The organism is Streptosporangium oxazolinicum, from assembly GCF_039537505.1.
Lineage (GTDB): Bacteria > Actinomycetota > Actinomycetes > Streptosporangiales > Streptosporangiaceae > Streptosporangium > Streptosporangium oxazolinicum.
In genome coordinates, this window is the sequence record NZ_BAABAQ010000025.1 from 13,088 (window position 1) to 30,510 (window position 17,423).

15 protein-coding genes and 1 pseudogene are annotated in these 17,423 nt (G+C 70.1%); 8 read left to right on the forward strand and 8 right to left on the reverse strand.

Going from position 1 to position 17,423, the window contains the following annotated elements:
• Nucleotides 1-25: 25 nt before the first annotated feature.
• The 4 genes from ABD817_RS38960 to ABD817_RS38975 form a co-directional block, all read right to left on the reverse strand.
• A complete protein-coding gene (locus tag ABD817_RS38960) occupies nucleotides 26-1,306 on the reverse strand; it encodes a PQQ-dependent sugar dehydrogenase (protein ID WP_344923491.1) in 1,281 nt (426 codons plus the stop codon).
• Nucleotides 1,307-1,478: 172 nt separating this feature from the next.
• Nucleotides 1,479-2,867 (reverse strand): outer membrane protein assembly factor BamB family protein, encoded by a 1,389-nt coding sequence (locus ABD817_RS38965; protein WP_344923492.1) that lies wholly within the window; start codon nucleotides 2,865-2,867, stop codon nucleotides 1,479-1,481.
• 130 nt (nucleotides 2,868-2,997) lie between these two features.
• Nucleotides 2,998-4,080: a CE1 family esterase gene (locus tag ABD817_RS38970; protein ID WP_344923493.1), complete on the reverse strand. Its 1,083-nt coding sequence runs from the start codon at nucleotides 4,078-4,080 to the stop codon at nucleotides 2,998-3,000.
• Between the two features lie 334 nt (nucleotides 4,081-4,414).
• Nucleotides 4,415-5,194, reverse strand: coding sequence for a glucose 1-dehydrogenase (locus tag ABD817_RS38975; protein ID WP_344923494.1), 780 nt, complete (start codon nucleotides 5,192-5,194; stop codon nucleotides 4,415-4,417).
• A gap of 436 nt (nucleotides 5,195-5,630) precedes the next feature.
• Here ABD817_RS38975 and ABD817_RS38980 point away from each other — a divergent pair, with 436 nt between their 5' ends.
• The 7 genes from ABD817_RS38980 (at nucleotide 5,631) to ABD817_RS39010 (ending at nucleotide 12,634) form a co-directional block, all read left to right on the forward strand.
• A complete protein-coding gene (locus ABD817_RS38980; RefSeq protein WP_344923495.1) occupies nucleotides 5,631-6,857 on the forward strand; it encodes a PucR family transcriptional regulator in 1,227 nt (408 codons plus the stop codon).
• A gap of 139 nt (nucleotides 6,858-6,996) precedes the next feature.
• Entirely contained in the window at nucleotides 6,997-7,755 is a 759-nt protein-coding gene (locus ABD817_RS38985; RefSeq protein ID WP_344923496.1) for an ABC transporter ATP-binding protein, read from the forward strand.
• Nucleotides 7,752-8,489, forward strand: a complete 738-nt coding sequence (locus ABD817_RS38990; protein WP_344923497.1) for an ABC transporter ATP-binding protein — start codon at nucleotides 7,752-7,754, stop codon at nucleotides 8,487-8,489. The genes ABD817_RS38985 and ABD817_RS38990 overlap by 4 nt, the downstream gene beginning before the upstream one ends.
• The gene (locus tag ABD817_RS38995) at nucleotides 8,486-9,373 is read left to right on the forward strand and encodes a branched-chain amino acid ABC transporter permease (protein WP_344923498.1); all 888 of its coding nucleotides are present in this window, start codon (nucleotides 8,486-8,488) and stop codon (nucleotides 9,371-9,373) included. Before ABD817_RS38990 ends, ABD817_RS38995 begins: the two co-directional genes overlap by 4 nt.
• Nucleotides 9,370-10,422, forward strand: a complete 1,053-nt coding sequence (locus tag ABD817_RS39000; RefSeq protein ID WP_344923499.1) for a branched-chain amino acid ABC transporter permease — start codon at nucleotides 9,370-9,372, stop codon at nucleotides 10,420-10,422. Before ABD817_RS38995 ends, ABD817_RS39000 begins: the two co-directional genes overlap by 4 nt.
• A 5-nt stretch (nucleotides 10,423-10,427) precedes the next feature.
• Complete coding sequence (locus ABD817_RS39005) at nucleotides 10,428-11,702, forward strand: ABC transporter substrate-binding protein (protein ID WP_344923500.1); 1,275 nt, start codon at nucleotides 10,428-10,430, stop codon at nucleotides 11,700-11,702.
• A gap of 194 nt (nucleotides 11,703-11,896) precedes the next feature.
• Nucleotides 11,897-12,634: a 3-hydroxyacyl-CoA dehydrogenase family protein gene (locus ABD817_RS39010; protein WP_344923501.1), complete on the forward strand. Its 738-nt coding sequence runs from the start codon at nucleotides 11,897-11,899 to the stop codon at nucleotides 12,632-12,634.
• A 5-nt stretch (nucleotides 12,635-12,639) separates the two neighbouring features.
• Here the strand turns inward: ABD817_RS39010 and ABD817_RS39015 are convergent, their stop codons facing one another.
• A complete protein-coding gene (locus ABD817_RS39015) occupies nucleotides 12,640-13,344 on the reverse strand; it encodes a TetR family transcriptional regulator (protein ID WP_344923502.1) in 705 nt (234 codons plus the stop codon).
• 311 nt (nucleotides 13,345-13,655) lie between these two features.
• On the opposite strand from ABD817_RS39015, the gene ABD817_RS39020 reads away from it, so the two are divergent.
• Complete coding sequence (locus ABD817_RS39020; protein WP_344923503.1) at nucleotides 13,656-15,611, forward strand: acetoacetate--CoA ligase; 1,956 nt, start codon at nucleotides 13,656-13,658, stop codon at nucleotides 15,609-15,611.
• A 168-nt stretch (nucleotides 15,612-15,779) separates the two neighbouring features.
• Here the strand turns inward: ABD817_RS39020 and ABD817_RS39025 are convergent.
• From ABD817_RS39025 to ABD817_RS39035, 3 genes and pseudogenes are all read right to left on the reverse strand, one after another.
• A pseudogene (locus ABD817_RS39025) lies at nucleotides 15,780-16,013 on the reverse strand (DDE-type integrase/transposase/recombinase); the annotation flags it as partial.
• Complete coding sequence (locus ABD817_RS39030; RefSeq protein WP_344923522.1) at nucleotides 15,958-16,275, reverse strand: transposase; 318 nt, start codon at nucleotides 16,273-16,275, stop codon at nucleotides 15,958-15,960. The gene ABD817_RS39030 and the pseudogene ABD817_RS39025, both read right to left, overlap by 56 nt.
• Before the next feature lie 149 nt (nucleotides 16,276-16,424).
• The gene (locus ABD817_RS39035) at nucleotides 16,425-17,375 is read right to left on the reverse strand and encodes a MurR/RpiR family transcriptional regulator (RefSeq protein ID WP_344923504.1); all 951 of its coding nucleotides are present in this window, start codon (nucleotides 17,373-17,375) and stop codon (nucleotides 16,425-16,427) included.
• Nucleotides 17,376-17,423 lie beyond the last annotated feature (48 nt).

The following is a 17,423-nucleotide window of genomic DNA, read 5'->3' on the forward strand; positions in this document are numbered from 1 at the left end:
TCGGCGCGGGCGGCCCGCTCGCCGGTCAGGCGCCGCTCCACGACATCCTCCACACGGTCCCGCTGCCGGCGGTGGCCTTCAGGGGGCCGCCTCGACCGGGCTCGAAGTGCCCGAAGTCCAGCGCGTACAGGACGTCGTCGGGTCCGCGTTTCACGTCGATCGGTCGATGCAGCAGCGGGGAGCCCACGGTCCGCATCGTCCAGTCGGCCGGGTCGATGATCCCGAACGACCGTCCGGCGCGCGGCCCGGACGGCGCGGTCATCGGGATCTCGTCCCCGAAGAGCGCCACTACAATGTGCCCGTCCACGGCCAGCTCCATCTTGACCGCCGCGACATGCGGGTCGAACCTCATCAGCGGCGGCTCGGGCGGCGGCAGTTCGTGATGGTTGGCCAGGATGAACTCCGGCGCCTTCCCGTGCTCGGGCGCGAAACGAGGATCGTTGACCGGAATGCCGCCGACGAAGTCGGGCCACCCGTACCAGCGGCCCTCCCGCACCTCGAACAGCAGGTCGGGCGCGTCGCCCACCGGGCGGCTGCCCCGGTCGTCCACCCCCTGGTCGGTCGCGATGAGGCGGCCGTCCGGCAGGAACAGCAACCCGAAGGCGTTGCGCAGGCCCCAGGCGACCAGTTCCAGGCCGCCGCCGTCGGGGTCGCAGCGCATCACGGCCGAGGTGCAGGGCAACGCGGCGGGGAGGCGGGTACCGGCCGGGCGCACGGTGCCGAACTGGGAGAACGTGCCGGTGACAGCCCTGCCTCCGGCGGTGAACGGGTCGTCGGTCTCGACCTCGACGCCGGCCAGCTCGATCTCCAGCCCGGGCAGGTCGTGCTCGTGCGGGAGCCGGGCCAGCCAGCCCAGGTCGTAGGCGTCCAGGCCGACGACGCCGGTGTTGGTCATCGCGCCCTGGCTGAAGTACATCTTCCCGTCCGGGCCGAAGACCGCCATGTTGGTGTGGTAGTTCCCCGGTCCCGGCAGGCCGGTCAGCACGGTCTCCAGCCCGTGGCCGTCGGGGTCGAGACGTGCGATCCGGGCGGGATACCCGGCCTCGGACACGTACAACGCGCCGTCGTGAAAGGTCAGCCCGTTGACCGGCGGGCGCAGCCCATCCGCGAGCAGCGTGCGGCCGTCGTCCTCGACCCGCCAGATCCGCCCGCCGGCCGGGGCCCCCGCGAACGGCAGTCCCGACTCGGCGATGTAGAGTCGGCCGCGGTTGTCGAAGGCCAGGCTCGTCGGGAAGTGCAGGCCCGTGGCAACGGGCTCCAGCGACAGGTCGCCAGCGTCCTGCCGCTGCGCTTCGGAAATGCTCACCGCGTACCTTTCTGTACGGCCGATCGCCGACGGTGGGATCGGGGCGTTCTCTTCGAAGGATGGGGCTCGCCGCGCCCGTCCCCGGCGGATCGGGCACGGCGAGCCGTCTGGGGGCACCCTCACGAGCGGGCGCCCTTGACGGCGAGCACGCCTCATGGTCGTGTCGTGTGCTTTACAGACCGAGCGCGATCACTCCGCCGCGCGCCCGCAGATCCCAGGTCCATCCGTAGCCGACATAGATGAGCCCGCCGGAGATGGAGGGACCGCTGGCGGAGCCGCGTTCGATCGGGGTGGGCGCGGACGACAGGCCGATGTACCGGTTGAGCACCGCGACGCCGTCGGAGATCCGATGCACCCTGAGCGTGCCCTCCCAGGTGGTGAAGTACATCAGCCCGTTGGCCACGGCTACGCCGCCGAAGCCGCCCTCGCTGATCTCCCTGAACCACCTGAGCGTCCCGGTGGCGGCGTCGAGCGCCCACACCGCGCCCTGGTTGGGCGTGGCGGACGAGCGGCCGTCGCCCGGGTTGATGGAGGTGTTGGCGACGCCGTAGATGGTCCCACTGGCGTAGGCGGTGGTGTGCTCGACCCCGCCGAGCGGCGTGCCGTTCGATACCCGGCGTTCCCAGATCAGGGCTCCGGTCAGGCGGTCGAACACCTTGTACATGCCGCCCTTGTCGCCGACGCCGACGACCGCGCGGCCGTTGATGGCGAACAGGTTGGGGGCGGCACCGATGTCGTAGTCGCGACCGCCCGGGTTGGAGGTGTAAGCGGTGTAGGAGTCACCGGCGGTGAACTGCCGCGACCAGACGATCCGCCCGGTGTCGATGTTGATCGCCACCAGCGCGTCCGACATTGGCCCGGCGGGGGTGTAGTAGGACTGGCCGGTGCCGATGTAGGCAAGCCTGGCGGTGAGGTCCACGGCCGCCGAGGACCACACCGACACGCCTGTGCAGGGCGCGTCGCAGACCGACGCGCGCCACTTCTGCCGGCCGGTCGCCGGGTCCAGGCCGACGACGCTTCCCCGGTAGACCGGCGTGGCCTCGATAAACACCTGGTAGGAGCCGGTTCCGACGATGACCGTGTTCCCGGCCAGCACCGGCGATGACCAGATCCTGTCGTTGGGCGTGGACTCGATGTCCACCCCCCAGCGCCGCTGCCCGGTGGCGCGGTTGACCGCGTACACGAAGCCGGCGTCACCGGCGACGTACACGCTGTCCCCGGACACGTACGGGGAGCCGGGAAGCATGGTGTCGCGCAGCCGCGTCCGCCAGATCTGGGCACCGGTCGTGGCGTTGCGCGCGTGCAGGTAGCCGTCGAAATCGGAGTAGTAGGCGATCCCGCCGACGATCGCGGGGGTCCCGGTGACCGCGGCCCCCGCGGCGTTCCACCGGGTCCGCACGCTGCCGATGTTCGCCGCGGAGAGGGTCGTCTCCTGGGCGGTGCGGGTGTTCGCCAGGTCGTGCCCGAACGTCGTCCAGTCGGCCGGGGCCTGGGCCATCGCGTTCTCGGCGGCGGCCAGTCTCAGCGTTCCGGTGATGGTGTCGGCCTGGCGTGTGCTCATTGCGTCGAGCGAGGCGGGGAGGGCGGTCGCCGCCGCGAGAATCGCGGCGGCGGCCATTATGCTCCACACCTTCCTTCTTTTCTGCGCCATTGATTGTCCTCGGCCTTAAGGAGGGTTTCTCACGCCGATGTCAGTGGTCGGTATAGGGGCCGACTACGCATGTCATTCCAGCGGGCGGCTGGGTCAGTCGGAAATTGGCTGGCGGTGTCCCCTTGGGGTGGGAGGCCAGCGTTCTGGCGATCCACTGCGTCATCGCCGTGGGCCAGATATGACCTTGGTTGTGCGTGCAGGAGACATTGACCACCCCGTTGGGCCGTTGGGAGGAGTAGTACTGCGAGGCGATCTTCGTGGTGGGCGCGTAGTTGGCCAGCGGCGGCTCCGGTGGTGACGGCCAGACGTCCCCCCGGCCTCCCCAGATCACGATGACGATCGAGGAGTCCATGGTCCGCAGGGGGCGCGGGCAGCACTGGCCTTCCAGGCCGCGGCCAGTGATGTACCACTCGCCGGACGCCGGGACGCCACCGGCCCAGAAATCGCTGTTGTAGGTGAGGTTGCGGTTGGTGAAGGTCCCGCCGGCCGAGATGCCGCCGATGTAGACCTGGGCCTGGTTGACGGACCAGGCGGTGGCGACGCACCTGACGACCCGTTCGACGAAGCGCACGTCGGGGCCCTCGTCCACGCGCGGGTCGGGGTGGCCGTCGAACCACGGCGGCCAGTTCCGCCCGTCCTGAAGCTGCAGCCGAACGGGTGCCACCACGATCCAGCCCTGGGCGGTCAGTTGGTCCAGCCCCGACTGCCGCATGAAGTCGGTCTCGGACTGCACCGTGCCGGTCAGGGACACGAACACCGGGCGGGGAGTGGAGAGGTTGGCCGGAAGCCGCACGTGGAACTGGCGCGCCCGGCCGTCGGAGGAGAAGCCGGAGTTCAGCCCGGCGCGGGGCACGAAGCCCGTCGGACACGACGGCGTCCACGCGGCCGCCCGCGCTGACTTCGCGTTCGCCGCCGGCTGTGCGGCGGCGGGCTGGTATGCCGCGTTCTGCGCTTTCGCCACGTTCGGCTGGGAGCTGAGCTGCGCCTGCTGGGAGCTGCCCGCGCTGGTGCCGCACGCGGCCAGGGGAACCATCAGGAAGATCACCCCCCGCATGGCGATCCTGCCGAGACGGGTGCGGAGACGTCCGGCCAGCGCGTGCCGTCCGTCCTCGCCGCTGTCCACGGGAGCGGCCCCCTGATCGACCGCTCGTTTTGTTCTACGCGAGACCTTGCCTAGTCCAGCCACGACGGTCCTCCATTCTGGTGGTCGTGGCCTCCGGACGCGTATTCGCCCGAAGCGGTGACGGCCGGGGAAGAACACGGTGTGCTCTCCGCCACCTTCACGAGGACTATAAGTCCTTGTTGAACTTCTTTCAATAAAAAATGTACAGAATGTTACGGCCTAGCTTGACTGGAAATATCGGCCACTGAAAATGGAACGAGACCGGTGCGGCACACACCGATGATGGAGCGACTTGACAAATCGCAATCACGCCGGTAAATGGTGATGTTCGGGCTCAGTGCGCGGTCCAGCCTCCGTCCACGGCGATGGTGTGGCCGGTCACGTACGAGGAGGCGTCCGAAGCCAGGAACAGCAGGGCCCCGTCCAGTTCGTGTTCCTCACCGAACCGGCTCATGGGGGTGTTGCGCCGGATGTAGTCGGCTCCCCTGCGGTCCTCCCGCGTGAGCACCCCGTGGGTCAGCTCGGATGGAAACCAGCCCGGCGCGAGCGCGTTGACCCGTACGCCACCCTGTGACCACTGGCAGGCGAGATCGCGGGTCAGGTTCACCACACCGCCCTTGCTCGCGCTGTAGCTGGCCTGGCTCATCGGCGCCGCGGCCACCAGTCCGTAGATCGAGGCGACGTTGACGATGGAGCCGCGGCCCGCCTTCAGCATGTGACCGGCCGCCAGCCGGCTGAGCGCGAACACGGAGGTGAGGTTGACATCGATCACTCGCTGCCAGCCCGCCAGGGTCTCCCCGGCGGCCGGGCCGCCGGAGGAGATACCGGCGTTGTTGACCAGGATGTCGATGGCACCGAAGCGCCTCAGCGCCTCGTCGACCAGCCGCCCCCGCTCCCACTCGTCGGCCACGTCGCAGCGGACCGCGAGGACCCGGTCGCCGCCCAGGTCCTTGGCCAGCTCGTCGATCCGGTCCTGGCGGCGCGCGGCGGCCACCACGTTGGCCCCCGCGGCGTGCAGCACCCGGCAGAACCGGTGGCCGAGCCCGGAGGAGGCCCCCGTCACCACCGCCGTGCGGCCGGTGACGCTGAACAATTCGTTCACACTGATCGTCATCGTCCTGCGAGCCGCTCCCCTTCAGGCAATGGTGGGCGTCAGCGTACGTGTGCCCCCGAGCCCGGACATTGGCCGCCAGGGCCAAGCCGATCCGCCCCGCCTTGTCGTCGGCGCACCTTGAGCGGCCGGGTTCCGGCTCCTCCCAGCCGTTGACCTGACGGTCCATAAAGGGGGACCATCCGCTCGTGACTGCTCTGAGACTCGCGAGGGTCGGCCTCCCGGGGCGCGGCTCGACCAGAGCCCGGCCCGGCCCCGGCGGCGATCGGCATCCCGAACCGGCCGGACCCCCGCGGGTGACACGGATCGTTTGTGACGACGTCGAGAGGAGGGAGCGCGGATTTCCCCGCCGGCCAGAGCGGGCGGTCTCATCCGCGCGAACCTGATGGCAGGTCGAAGTCCCGCGAACACGGCCGCTACGGATACCGAGACGGGCGACGTGCGCGCCGAACGGGTCCGCATCCTGTCCACCCTGCGCGACCAGGTGGACCGGCTGTCGGAGCGGGCCGCCACGGCGATGTCCACCGAGATTCCCGCCTACGCCGACCGGGACACCGCCTTCCACCGCGAGGTCGTCGCGCAGTGCGAGGTCAGCTACCGGACGTTGATCGACGCGTTGCTGCAGGAGCGGACGGTCCTGCCGGAGGAGGTCGCGTTCATCAAGCGGGCGGCGATCCGCCGTGCCCGTACCGAGTTCGCGCTGGCCGACTACATCAACGCCTTCCGCGTCGGCCACCACGTGTTCTGGGAGGCGGTGGTGGAATGCGCCGGGTCCTCCTCGGCGGCACACGAGGCCGCCCTCACGCTGACCACGCCGCTGATCCGCTACAACGACATCGTCAGCACCCTGGCCGCCAACACCTACCTGGACTTCCAGCGGTACGCGATCTCCGAGTCCACCCGGGAGAACCGCGACCTGCTGGAGGCCCTGCTGGCCGGCGAGCCACCCAGGCGCGGCCCGCTGCTGGCGGCCGCGCACGTGTACGGGCTCGGCCCGCACACACCGGCGCTGGCCGTCGTGGCCACCCCGCTGGACGGCGCGCTCGGCCCCGAGACGCTCTACGCGGCGGGCGGGTTCATCGCCCGCGCGGCCGAGACCGGCACCCGCGCTCTCACCGTCACCCGCGGGACGGAGATCATCTCCATTCCCACGCCGCCGCCCGGCGCCGGACCGGCCCGGCTGTGCGAACGGCTGGAGGATGCCTGCGGGCGGTTGCTGAAGGAGCTGGAGGTCACCCTGGCCGTCGGTGTGAGCACCATCGCCACCGACTTCGGCGAGATCCCGAGGGCCTACCAGGAGGCCCGGGCCGCGCTGGACCTCGTGCCCGGGGACGGCGGTGTCGCGGCGCTGCCCCTGCTGTCACCGTTCCGGTACATGGCCCTGCGCGCCGACGACGTCACCCGACGGCTCGTCGATCCGCGCGTCGAGGCGCTGCTGGCCGAGGACCGGATCCGGGGCGGAGTGCTCACCGAGACCATCCAGGCGTTCGCCGAGGCCGACCTCAACTCGCGCGCGGCGGCCAAGGCGCTGCAGATCCACCACAAGACGGCGCAGTACCGGCTGCGCCGGGTCGAGGAGCTGACGGGCCTGAACCCGCGGCGCATCCACAACCTGATCGACCTGCTCATCGCCATCGAACTCCGGAAGACCCCGGCGGCCAGGTGAGCCGCCCGGTGTCGAGGTGCGCCAGAGACAACATCACGCACGCTTGTTGGGTCCAGGCACCCAATGACGTGATCTCCAGCCGTTCCTACGCTGACGCCTCAAGAAGGAGCGGCGCGGGTCGCGCGGATCGGGAGGCCGGATGCTCACCGTGGAAGGGCTGTCCATTCGCTTCGGAGGCATCACGGCCCTCGACGGCGTGGGCTTCCGAGTCGACGAGGGCGGCCTGGTCGGCCTCATCGGGCCGAACGGGGCGGGCAAGACCACTCTTTTCAACTGCCTGACCCGCCGGTACACCCCCGATGCGGGCCGGGTGACGTACCGGGGCGATGACCTTTTGAAGGCACCGCCGCACGCGATCGCCGCGCGGGGCATCGCGCGCACCTTCCAAAACCTCGGGCTGTTCCGGGAGCTGTCCGTGCTCGACAACGTGCTCATCGGCGCGCACCACCACGGCAGGGCCGGTTTTGTGACCGCGGGACTGCGGCTGTCGCGGGTGCGTCGCGAAGAGCGGCGGCTGCGCGCCGCGGCGGAGGAGTTGCTGGCCCGCCTCGACCTCGCCGACCTCGCCGGCCATCCGGCCGCCGGGCTGCCGTTCGGGACGCTCAAGCGGGTCGAGCTGGCCCGGGCGCTGGCCGCCCGGCCCCGGCTGCTGCTCCTGGACGAGCCGGTGAACGGCCTCAGCCACGCGGAGGTCGAGGCGTTCGCCGCGACCTTGCGCGAGGTCCGCCGCGACTTCGCCCTCACCATGGTCGTGGTCGAGCACCACATGGGGTTCGTGATGGGCGTCTGCGACCGGGTGGTCTGCCTGAACTTCGGCCGCAAGATCGCCGAGGGAGCACCCGAGGAAGTGCAGCACGACCCGGCCGTGGTCGAGGCATACCTGGGCACGGCCGCATGAGCGCCGACAGCGGAGACGGCGCCGCTCTTCACGTCGCGGACCTGCGTGCGGGATACGGCGACGCGCGTGTCCTGCACGGGCTGGACCTCACCGTGGGCAGGGGCGAGATCTGCGCGGTGCTCGGCCCCAACGGCGCCGGCAAGACGACGATGCTCCGCGCGCTGTCGGGCATGGTCCGCGGCCGGGGAACGGCCCGTCTCGGCGACATCGACCTGCTCGGACGCTCGCCAGACGCTCTCGCACGGCTCGGCGTCGCGCACGTGCCTGAAGGGCGCGGCACCTTCACCCAGCTCACCGTGGCCGAGAACCTGCGGCTCGGGGCGTACTCACGGCGTGACCGGGACGGAATCGCCACGGACCTGGAACGGGTTCACCACTACTTCCCCGTCCTGAAGGAGAGGCTCCGGCAGCCCGCCGGCAGCCTCAGCGGCGGTGAGCAGCAGATGCTGGCGATCGGCCGGGCACTGATGCTGCGTCCCCGGCTGCTGCTGCTGGACGAGCCGTCACTCGGCCTGTCGCCCAAGCTCACCCGCGAGCTGTTCGGCATCATCACCTCCATCAACGAACGGGAGCGCACCAGCGTGGTCGTCGTCGAGCAGAACGCGCACCTGGCACTGGACGTCGCGCAGCGGGCGTACGTGTTGGAGACCGGCCGGATCGTGCTGTCGGGCCCCGCCGAGCAGATCCGGGCCGACGCGCAGGTCGCCGGCGCCTACCTCGGCTACCGGGTGTGAACGTGACCGGACTCCTGCAACAGATCATCGACGGCCTCAGCTCCGGAGCCGTGTACGCGGGCATGGCGCTCGCGCTGGTGCTGATCTACCGCTTCACCGGCATCGTGAACTTCGCCCAGGGCGAGATGGCCATGTTCTCCACCTACATCGCCTGGCAACTGGTGCAGTGGGGGATGCCGTTCTGGGTCGCGCTGCCGGTCACGCTGGCGGTCTCGTTCACGGGTGGGATGCTGATCGAACGGTTGGTCGTGCGCCCGTTCGAGGGCGGGCCGGAGCTGACCGTGGTGATCGTCACGGTGGGAATGTTCATCTTCGTCAACGCCGCCGCCGGGCTGATATGGACTTTCCTGGTGAAGGACTTCCCCGCCCCGTTCCCCGGCGGCGCGCTGCGGCTGGGCGACGTCGGCGTCGCCTACTCCGCGGTCGGTGTCCTGGCCGTGACAGGCGCGGTGATGGGGCTGCTCTACCTGCTGTTCCTGCACACCAAGCTCGGGCTGGCGATGCGGGCGGTGGCGAGCGACCCGGGGTCGGCGCGGCTGGTGGGGATCAGGGTCGGGACGGTGCTGGCGCTCGGCTGGGGCCTGGCCGCGGCCGTGGGAGCGCTGTCGGGAATCCTCATCGCGCCGCACCTCTTCCTTGAGCCCAACATGATGGGCGGCGTCCTCATCTACGCCTTCGCCGCCGCGACGCTTGGCGGGTTCGACAGCCCGGGCGGCGCGGTCCTGGGAGGGCTGCTGGTGGGCCTCGCCGAAACCCTCGCGGGCGCCTACATCGACGTCATCGGCTCTGATCTCAAGGTCGGGGTCCCTTTGGCCATCATTTTCGGCGTCCTGCTGCTGCGCCCACAGGGACTCTTCGGCAGGGCGGCGGTGGAGCGCGTATGACCAAGGCGCACGCGACATCAGGCACCGGTGGGCCGGCGACCACGGCGACCGAGGAACCCGGACCGGCCCCGTCCGCCCGGCCGGGGTGGCGTCACGTCTCCGTACGGCACTGGCGGGGCGCGGCCGCGGCCGCCCTGGTGGTCATGGCAGCGCTGGCCCCCTGGCAGCTCGAGCCCTTCCGGGTTTTTCAGCTGACGATGGTGCTGGTCTACCTGGTGGCGCTCATCGGGCTGAACGTCCTGGTCGGGCACAGCGGTCAGATCTCCCTCGGGCACGGGGCCTTCTTCGCGGTCGGCGCATACAGCACGGCGATCCTGCTGGACCGCTACGACGTCCCCTACGTGCTGACCCTACCGTCGGCCATGGCCGTGGCCTTCCTGCTCGGACTGGCGCTGGGCGCCTCGGCGCTGCGGTTGCGCGGGCTCTACCTCGCGCTCGTCACCCTCGCCCTGGCGATTTTCTGCGTCCCGCTGCTCAAGCGGTTCGGATCCATCACCGGCGGGTCGCAGGGTCTGACCCTGGAGAAGCCGACGCCACCGGCGTGGACCGGCCTGGCCGAGGACCAGTGGCTGTACTACCTGGCACTCGGCGTCACCGCCGCGATGTTCCTGACCTACGCCGGGCTGCTGCGCTCGCGGGTCGGCCGGGCACTGCACGCGATCCGCGACAACGAGACCGCGGCCGAAGTGATGGGCGTGCGGCGGTCGTTCTACAAGACCGTCGCCTTCGCCTGGAGCGCGATGTACGCGGGCGCGGGCGGCTGCCTCTACACCTGGACGATCGGCTTCGTGTCGCCCGACTCGTTCGCCGTGAGCCTGTCGATCACCATGCTGGCCGGTCTGGTGGTGGGCGGGCTGGGCTCCCGCTGGGGACCGGCTCTCGGCGCCTTGTTCGTGATGTACGTGCCGAGCCTGTCGCAAGACGTCAACGAGGCCGCGCCGGGCGTCATCTTCGGCCTGCTGATCATCGCGGTCATGTTCGCCGCTCCCACCGGCCTGGCTGGGCTGCCTGCCCGCCTGGCGCGTTCCGTTCGTACCCGGAAGGAGTAAACGCCATGCGAATCTCGGCACGACGCGCTGTCGCGGTCGCGGGGGCGCTCGTCCTCGCCGTGTCCGCCTGCGGCCGCGGCGATGACGGCGGCGGGGTGGCCCTCACCGGGGCCTGCAAGGGCCAGCAGACCACCGGCATCACCGACACCTCCATCAAGGTGGGCGGCGCGTACCCGCTGTCCGGCCCCACCTCGGCCTACGCCGAGATCCCCCGCGGGGTCCGCGCCCACTTCGACTACCTCAACGCCGAGAAGGGCGGCATCAACGGACGCAAGATCGAATACGTCGTCCGCGACACTGGGGGCCAGCCGCCCAAGGCGGTGGAGGAGGTGCGCCGCCTGGTGGAGGAGGACCGGGTGTTCGCGCTGTTCCAAACACTCGGCACCGCCGAGAACACGGCGGTGTGGGACTACGTCAACCAGCGCAAGGTCCCGCACATCTTCCTGTCCAGCGGCGCGTCCAAGTGGGGCACCGACACCCGCCACCCGTGGTCGATGGGCTGGCAGCCCAACTACGTCGCCGAGGCCCGCATCTACGCCGCCCACCTGAAGAAGGAACGCCCGAACGCCAAAGTCGCCGTGCTCTACCAGAACGACGACCTCGGTAAGGACCTGCTGGGCGGTTTCAAGCGGGCTCTCGCCGACGGCGCGGGTCCGAAGATCGTGGCCGAGCAGAGCTACCAGACCAGCGATCCCAGCGTCGAGCCCCAGATGCGTAATCTCGCCGCCTCCGACGCCGACGTCGTCCTCAGCGTGACCACCCCGAAGTTCTCCACCCAGGCCCTCGCGGCCGACGCCAAGAACACCTCCTGGAATCCGACGTTCCTGCTCGCGAACGTGGGGGCCTCGGTGACCGCACTGCGCCCCGTCGGGCTGGAGAACGTCCAGGGGGTGATCTCCTCCGGGTACTACAAGGACCCGCCCGACCCGCAGTGGGCCGACGACCCCGGGATGAAGCTCTTCAAGGAGAAGATGCTGCGGTACGGCGGCACCGAGAACCCCAACGATCCGTTCAACGCGTTCGGCTGGGCGGCCGCGGAGAGCTGGGCCAAAGCCATGCAGGCGGCGAAATGCCCGACCCGTGAGGGGCTGCGGGCCGCCGCCGAGAACCTGGGCGACGTCCAGATCGGGATGCTGCTGCCCGGCATCACCCTGGGCACCGGTCCCGGCGACCGGTTCCCGATCGAGTCGATGCAGCTGATGCGCTTCGAGGGCGAGCGGTGGCAGACGTTCGGCGACATCATCGACACCCGTGAGGAGTTCGGCGCCATCACCGGCTGAGGCCGCGGAGCCATGGCGTCCCCCGCCACGGCTCCGCCACGCACACACGGCCCCGCCCGCGACGTCGCCGGGGAAGGCCGGTTGTCCGCGGTCGCCTCCAGATCCCTGTGGAGACGGCTTCACAGATAGGCCTATTCGACGATAATGTTAACGGTGAATTACGTTCGCACGTGGTGTCACAGGCGGGAGGCGGCATGGGCCGATCGGTGGGCGTTCTCGGTGCTGGCGTGATGGGCTCGGGCATCGCCCAGGCGCTGGCGGCGGCCGGCAATGAGGTCGTCTGCCACGACGCGTCGGCCGACGCGCTGAACCGTGCCGAGGAGACCGTGCTGACGGGACGCTTCGGTCTGAACAGCGCGGTCGCTCGCGGCAAGTTGTCCCAGGCGCAGGCCGAGGCGGCGGCCGGCCGGCTGACCTTCACCGATGAGGTGCGGCGCCTCTACGACACCGACCTCGTCGTGGAGGCGGTACCAGAACGGCTCGACCTCAAGATCTCGGTCTTCCGCGACCTCGACCGGAACTGCCCGCGGCGCACCGTGCTCGCGTCCAACTCCAGCGGCTTCCCCGTCGCCGCGCTCGCCGCCGCCACCGACCGTCCGGACCGGGTGATCGGCTGGCACTGGGCGTCACCGGCCCCGGTGATGCGCCTGGCCGAGATCGTGCGCGGGCCGCTCACCTCCGACGCGACGGTCGCGTTGGTGACCGACCTGGCTTCCAGCGCGGGGAAGAACCCCGTCGTGATCAATGACGCGCCCACCTCCTGGGGCTATGTCGCCAACCGGGTCTACTTCGCGGCGGTCAGGGAGGCGGCACGGGTCGTTCAGGAGAAGGTCGCCACCGCCGAGCAGGTCGACCGGTTGATGGTCGACTGCTTCCGCTGGCCCGTCGGTCCGCTCGCGATGAGAGACGGCGCCGCGACCGGGTGGGACTGACCCGGCTACGGCCGCCGGCACAGGCGCAGGTATCCCTCGGAGAAGACGACCAGGAGATCGATCGCCTCCTCCAGGTCGGGGTAGCGCCCCTCCAGATGCCCGAGCGTCAGCGACTCGGTGAGCGCGACGACACCATCGGCGATCATGTTCAGCCGCCGCCGCTCGCCCTCGGTGCCGTTCGGCAGGCCGATCCGGGTCAGATCCTCCACCAGCGCGGCGCGGTTGTCCTCGAACACCTCGCGCGCCCACTCTCCCAGCGGGGAGGTGCGGTCGTGCCGGCTGCGCAACAGCAGGCGGAACAGCCGGGGGTGGGCGAGCGAATGTTTCATGGGCACCCGGAAGGTGTCGCGGAAGCGCTCCATGTCGTGCGGCGCGGACCGTGATTCCCGCCTCGCGGCCCTGGTGGACCGCAGCCGCTCCAGCGACAGCTCGTCGATCAGGTTGTGCAGCAGGTCGTCCATGTCGGTGAAGTGCACGTAGAAGCTGGACTGCGCGATGCCCGCGCGGCGGGTGACGTTGATGGTCGTCAGCGCGGTCTCGCCCTCTTCGTCCAGGATGCGCAGCCCGGCCTCCAGAAGGCGGCGCCGGGTGATCGCCTTGATCTCCTTTCGCGAGAGCGCTCGGCGCTGCCCGTCCCGAGCCTTCTCAATCATGTGGCCCCCGGCTTCCGCGTCGTTTCCCGCCTCGATCGAGGCCGCTGCTCTGGTCAAGGCTCACCTTCGCGCCCAGGGTACCGTTCAGGTTATCAATGATCTTGAGCTTCGGTCATGTGCTCGACAGCCCAGAAAGGGAACTCTACGATAGATCTATCGGTGAAATCTCGGGGTTCCTCAGTGGAGGTGTCCATGACAGATCGGGTCGTTCGAGCCCCGGTCCGGGTGTGGAGCGAGGGCGACGCGCTGACCGTGGCCGTCGCGCGGCTCCGGCAAGAGGAGATCACCGCGATCGGTCCGCGTGGCCGCGGCCCGGGAGGCGGAGCGATGGACACAACGCCGCCGCGCGAACACCCGCAAGCGGACCGATGAGCACGAACGCGCTGTGGACGCCCGCGCCCGAGCAGGTTGAGGCATCCCAACTCTCCACGTTCGCTCGGCGGTTGTCCGGTAGGTACGGAGTGAAGGTGTCCGACTACGAGTCGCTGTGGCACTGGTCGGTCGAGCACCTGGAGGAGTTCTGGGCCGAGGTCTGGCAGTTCTTCGACATCGCCCCGGGCAGTTCGTACTCCGCGGTCCTGGCCGAGCCGACCATGCCCGGCGCGGTCTGGTTCCCGGGCGCACGGCTCAACTACGTCGACCAGATCTTGCGGCAGGCCGCGGGACGCGAGCACGAACCGGCGCTGGTGTCGCTCGGCGAGGACGGCACCCGCACGCAGCTGACCTGGGGTGAACTGGTCGCCCAGATCGGCGCGGTGTCTGCCGCGATGACACGGATGGGGGTGCGCGCGGGCGATCGAGTGGTCGGATACCTGCCGAACGTGCCCGCAGCCGTCGTCGCGTTCCTCGCCACCGCCGCCATCGGAGCGGTGTGGTCGGCGTGCGGGCCGGAACTCAGGCCGGGCGGCGCAGCCGCCCGCTTCGCCCAGCTCGAGCCCGTCCTGCTGATCGCGGCCGACGGCTACGTATTCGGCGGCCGTCTGCACGACCGGCGCGAGGTGGTCTCCGAACTCGCCGCGGCGTTGCCCACCCTGCGTCATGTCGTGACTGTGCCCGTGACCGGCCTGCCGTCTTCGGGCACGCGGTGGACGGACCTCCTCACCGGGAACGAAACGGTGCGGCCCACCCCGGTTCCGTTCGACCATCCCCTATGGATCGTCTACTCCTCGGGCACCACCGGGCTGCCCAAGGGCCTGGTGCACGGGCACGGCGGCGTCCTGATCACCGCGCTGGCGCAGTCGGGTCTGCAGGGCGACGTCCGTCCCGGCGACCGCGGAATGTCCTACACCTCCACCTCGTGGATCATGTGGAACGGGACCGTCAACGGCCTGCTGTCCGGCGCCACCGCCGTGCTCTACGACGGCAACCCGATGTACCCGTCGGTCGACCGGCTGTGGCAGATGGCCGCCGAGCAACGGCTCAGCGGTCTGGGGGTGAGCCCTGGGTATCTGCTGGCCTGCGAGAAGGCCGAGGTGCACCCGGCGACCGAGCACGACCTGTCGGCGTTGCGCGGCATCGGGGTGACCGGCTCGCCGGTTCCCGCTCGCAGCTACCGCTGGATCGTCGAGGAGTTCGGCCCCTCGCTGCCGCTACGGGCGTTCAGCGGCGGCACCGAGTTCTCAGCCGCGCTGGTCGGCGGGGCGCCCTGGCTGCCGGTGTACGAGCGTGAGATGTCCTGCCGTTCGCTGGGCTGCCACGTCGAGGCATGGGACGAGGCCGGCCACGCCGTCACCGACGAGATCGGCGAAATGGTCATCCGGTCGCCCATGCCCTCGATGCCGTTGCGCATCTGGGGGGACGACGACGGCCACCGCTACCGCGAAACCTACTTCGCCCACTACCCGGGAGTGTGGCGGCACGGCGACTGGCTGACGATCACCAGTCGCGGCACCGCGATCATTCACGGCCGCTCCGACTCCACGCTCAACCGCAACGGTGTCCGGATGGGAAGCGGAGACATCTACCAGGCGGTCGAGGCGCTACCCGAAGTGGCAGAGGCGCTGGTCCTTGGTGTCGAGCGTCCCGACGGCGGTTACTGGATGCCGTTGTTCGTGCAGTTAACCGATGGCGCGACGCTGGACGAAGAACTCATCGGGCGGATCCGCTCGGCGGTGCGCGAGCACGCCTCTCCCCTGCACGTCCCCGACGACGTGCTGTGTGCCCCCGCGATCCCGCATACCGTCACCGGCAAGAAACTCGAGGTGCCGATCAAACGGATCATCCAGGGCGTCCCAGCTGAGCAGGCCTGCACCATCAGCGCCGTTGACGACCCCGAGGCATTGCGCTGGTTCGCCGACCTCGCCGCACGACGCCGCGCCGGCTGAGTCCCCCACAGACCTGTGACATCACCGCGTCCCCACCCCCGACCGCGCCAACCGGCCGTGGGCGGCGTCCGACACCGCCCGCGCCGCGGTCCAGGTCGCCGAGGTGCGCGCCGCGGCGCTGGCCGAACGGGCCTGGCGCGGCGAGGAACCGTGCCCTCGCTTACTGACCTCGGAGACCAGTTCGGTGCGCATGTGGGTGGCGATCGACCAGCCCACGACCCGGCGGCTGAAACAGTCCAGGACAGTCGCCAGGTAGAGGAACTCGCCATCGCCGACCGGCAGATACGTGATGTCGCCTATGTGCTTGAGGCCGGGTGCGTCGGCGGTGAAGTCCCAGTCCAACAGGTCAGGCACCGGCGTCGCCGAAGGTTCGGGCACGGTGGTGCGGACGCGTTGGCGCAGGCGGGTGCCGGAGCTCCCGAATCCGGGCCTTGAGCTGCTTGTTCTCCTCTTCCAGCACGTCATCGGGCGATAGCGGGCCATGCGCCGGCTTCCTCACCGGGCCCCGCGCCCCGGCGCCCTCCGCCTGCGCCTGACGCACCCGGTTGCGCAATGTCTCCCGGCTGATCCTCATATCCTCAGCGACCGAAGCCGGCGCCCGTCCCGGATCGGACAGATACAACGCGACGACGTCCGCCTTGAACTCCAGCGGATACGACTTCATCGCCACGTGGAACTCCTTGTCTCCGGATCTCCATCATCCGGTACTCAAGATGTCCACACATCGGAGGCAGGGCCCGGCCTCGATCGACCGGCCATGGGCTCCATCCTTACCAACCGCGGGAGTCCCCATCAACGCCGGACGGGTTCACCTCACTCGGGGTGCGGGGTGGGGGACGGATCGGTGGGGTGTCTCTCCGGCTCGGGATCCGCGCTCAAAACCGTGCCGTCGCCGGAGTCCTGGCTGTAGAGGTTCGTCAGGCGCGCGGTGTCCTCGACGTGGAGCATGTGGTCGTGGGCGGCTGGGCCGAGGGCGGTCAGGATGCCGGCGACCAGAGCCTCGACGGTGGCGAAGGTGGGAACCAGGCTGTCATAGGGGGAGGGTGCCCCGACTTCGCACGGCAGGACGACGTCGGCGAGGGAGGCGATCGGCGACAGCCAGGGGTCGGTGAACAGGATGACGCGCGCACCCTGGTCGCGGGCGTGCCGGGCCACGGTGAGGGTGTCGGGCTCATAGCGCCGGTAGTCGAAGACGACCACCACGTCCTTGCGGCCGAGGCGGGCGAGCGTGGCGGCACGCTCGACGGACAGCTCGGACAGGGGGTGCACGTCGTCGCGCATCTGGACCAGGTGCAGGGCCAGATAGCGGCCGATCAGCCGGGTGAACCGGCCGCCGAGCACGAGGACGCGGCGGCCAGGGTCGGCCAGCAGGTCGATGGCCGCCTGAAAGTCGTCGGGCGGCACGGTGGCGAAGGTCTGGGCGACCGACTGCTGAAGGATGAGCCCGGCCTGACGCAGCAACGTCGCCGCGCCGGTGGGCGGGCGAGAGCCGTACTCGGTCCTCTCGTAGAGCGCGATCGGCGAGGCGTCGCGTTCGTTGAGCTCGGCGCGCAGGGTGTCGTGGAACTCCGGGAAGCCGCCGAAGCCGAGCCGGCCGACGAAGCGCAACACGGTGGGGGCGCTGACACCCGCCCGGTCGGCGAGCCTGGCCACGGTCTCGAGGCCCGCCGAGGGGTAGGCGGCGAGCAGCGCGCGGGCGACCTTGCGCTCGGCCGGGCTGCACTCGCCCAGTCGTTCTCGGATCACATCGCTGACACGCGCCATGCTCGTCGTCCTCCCTGATGTCCGGTGCCGTCGCCTTGTTGATCGATG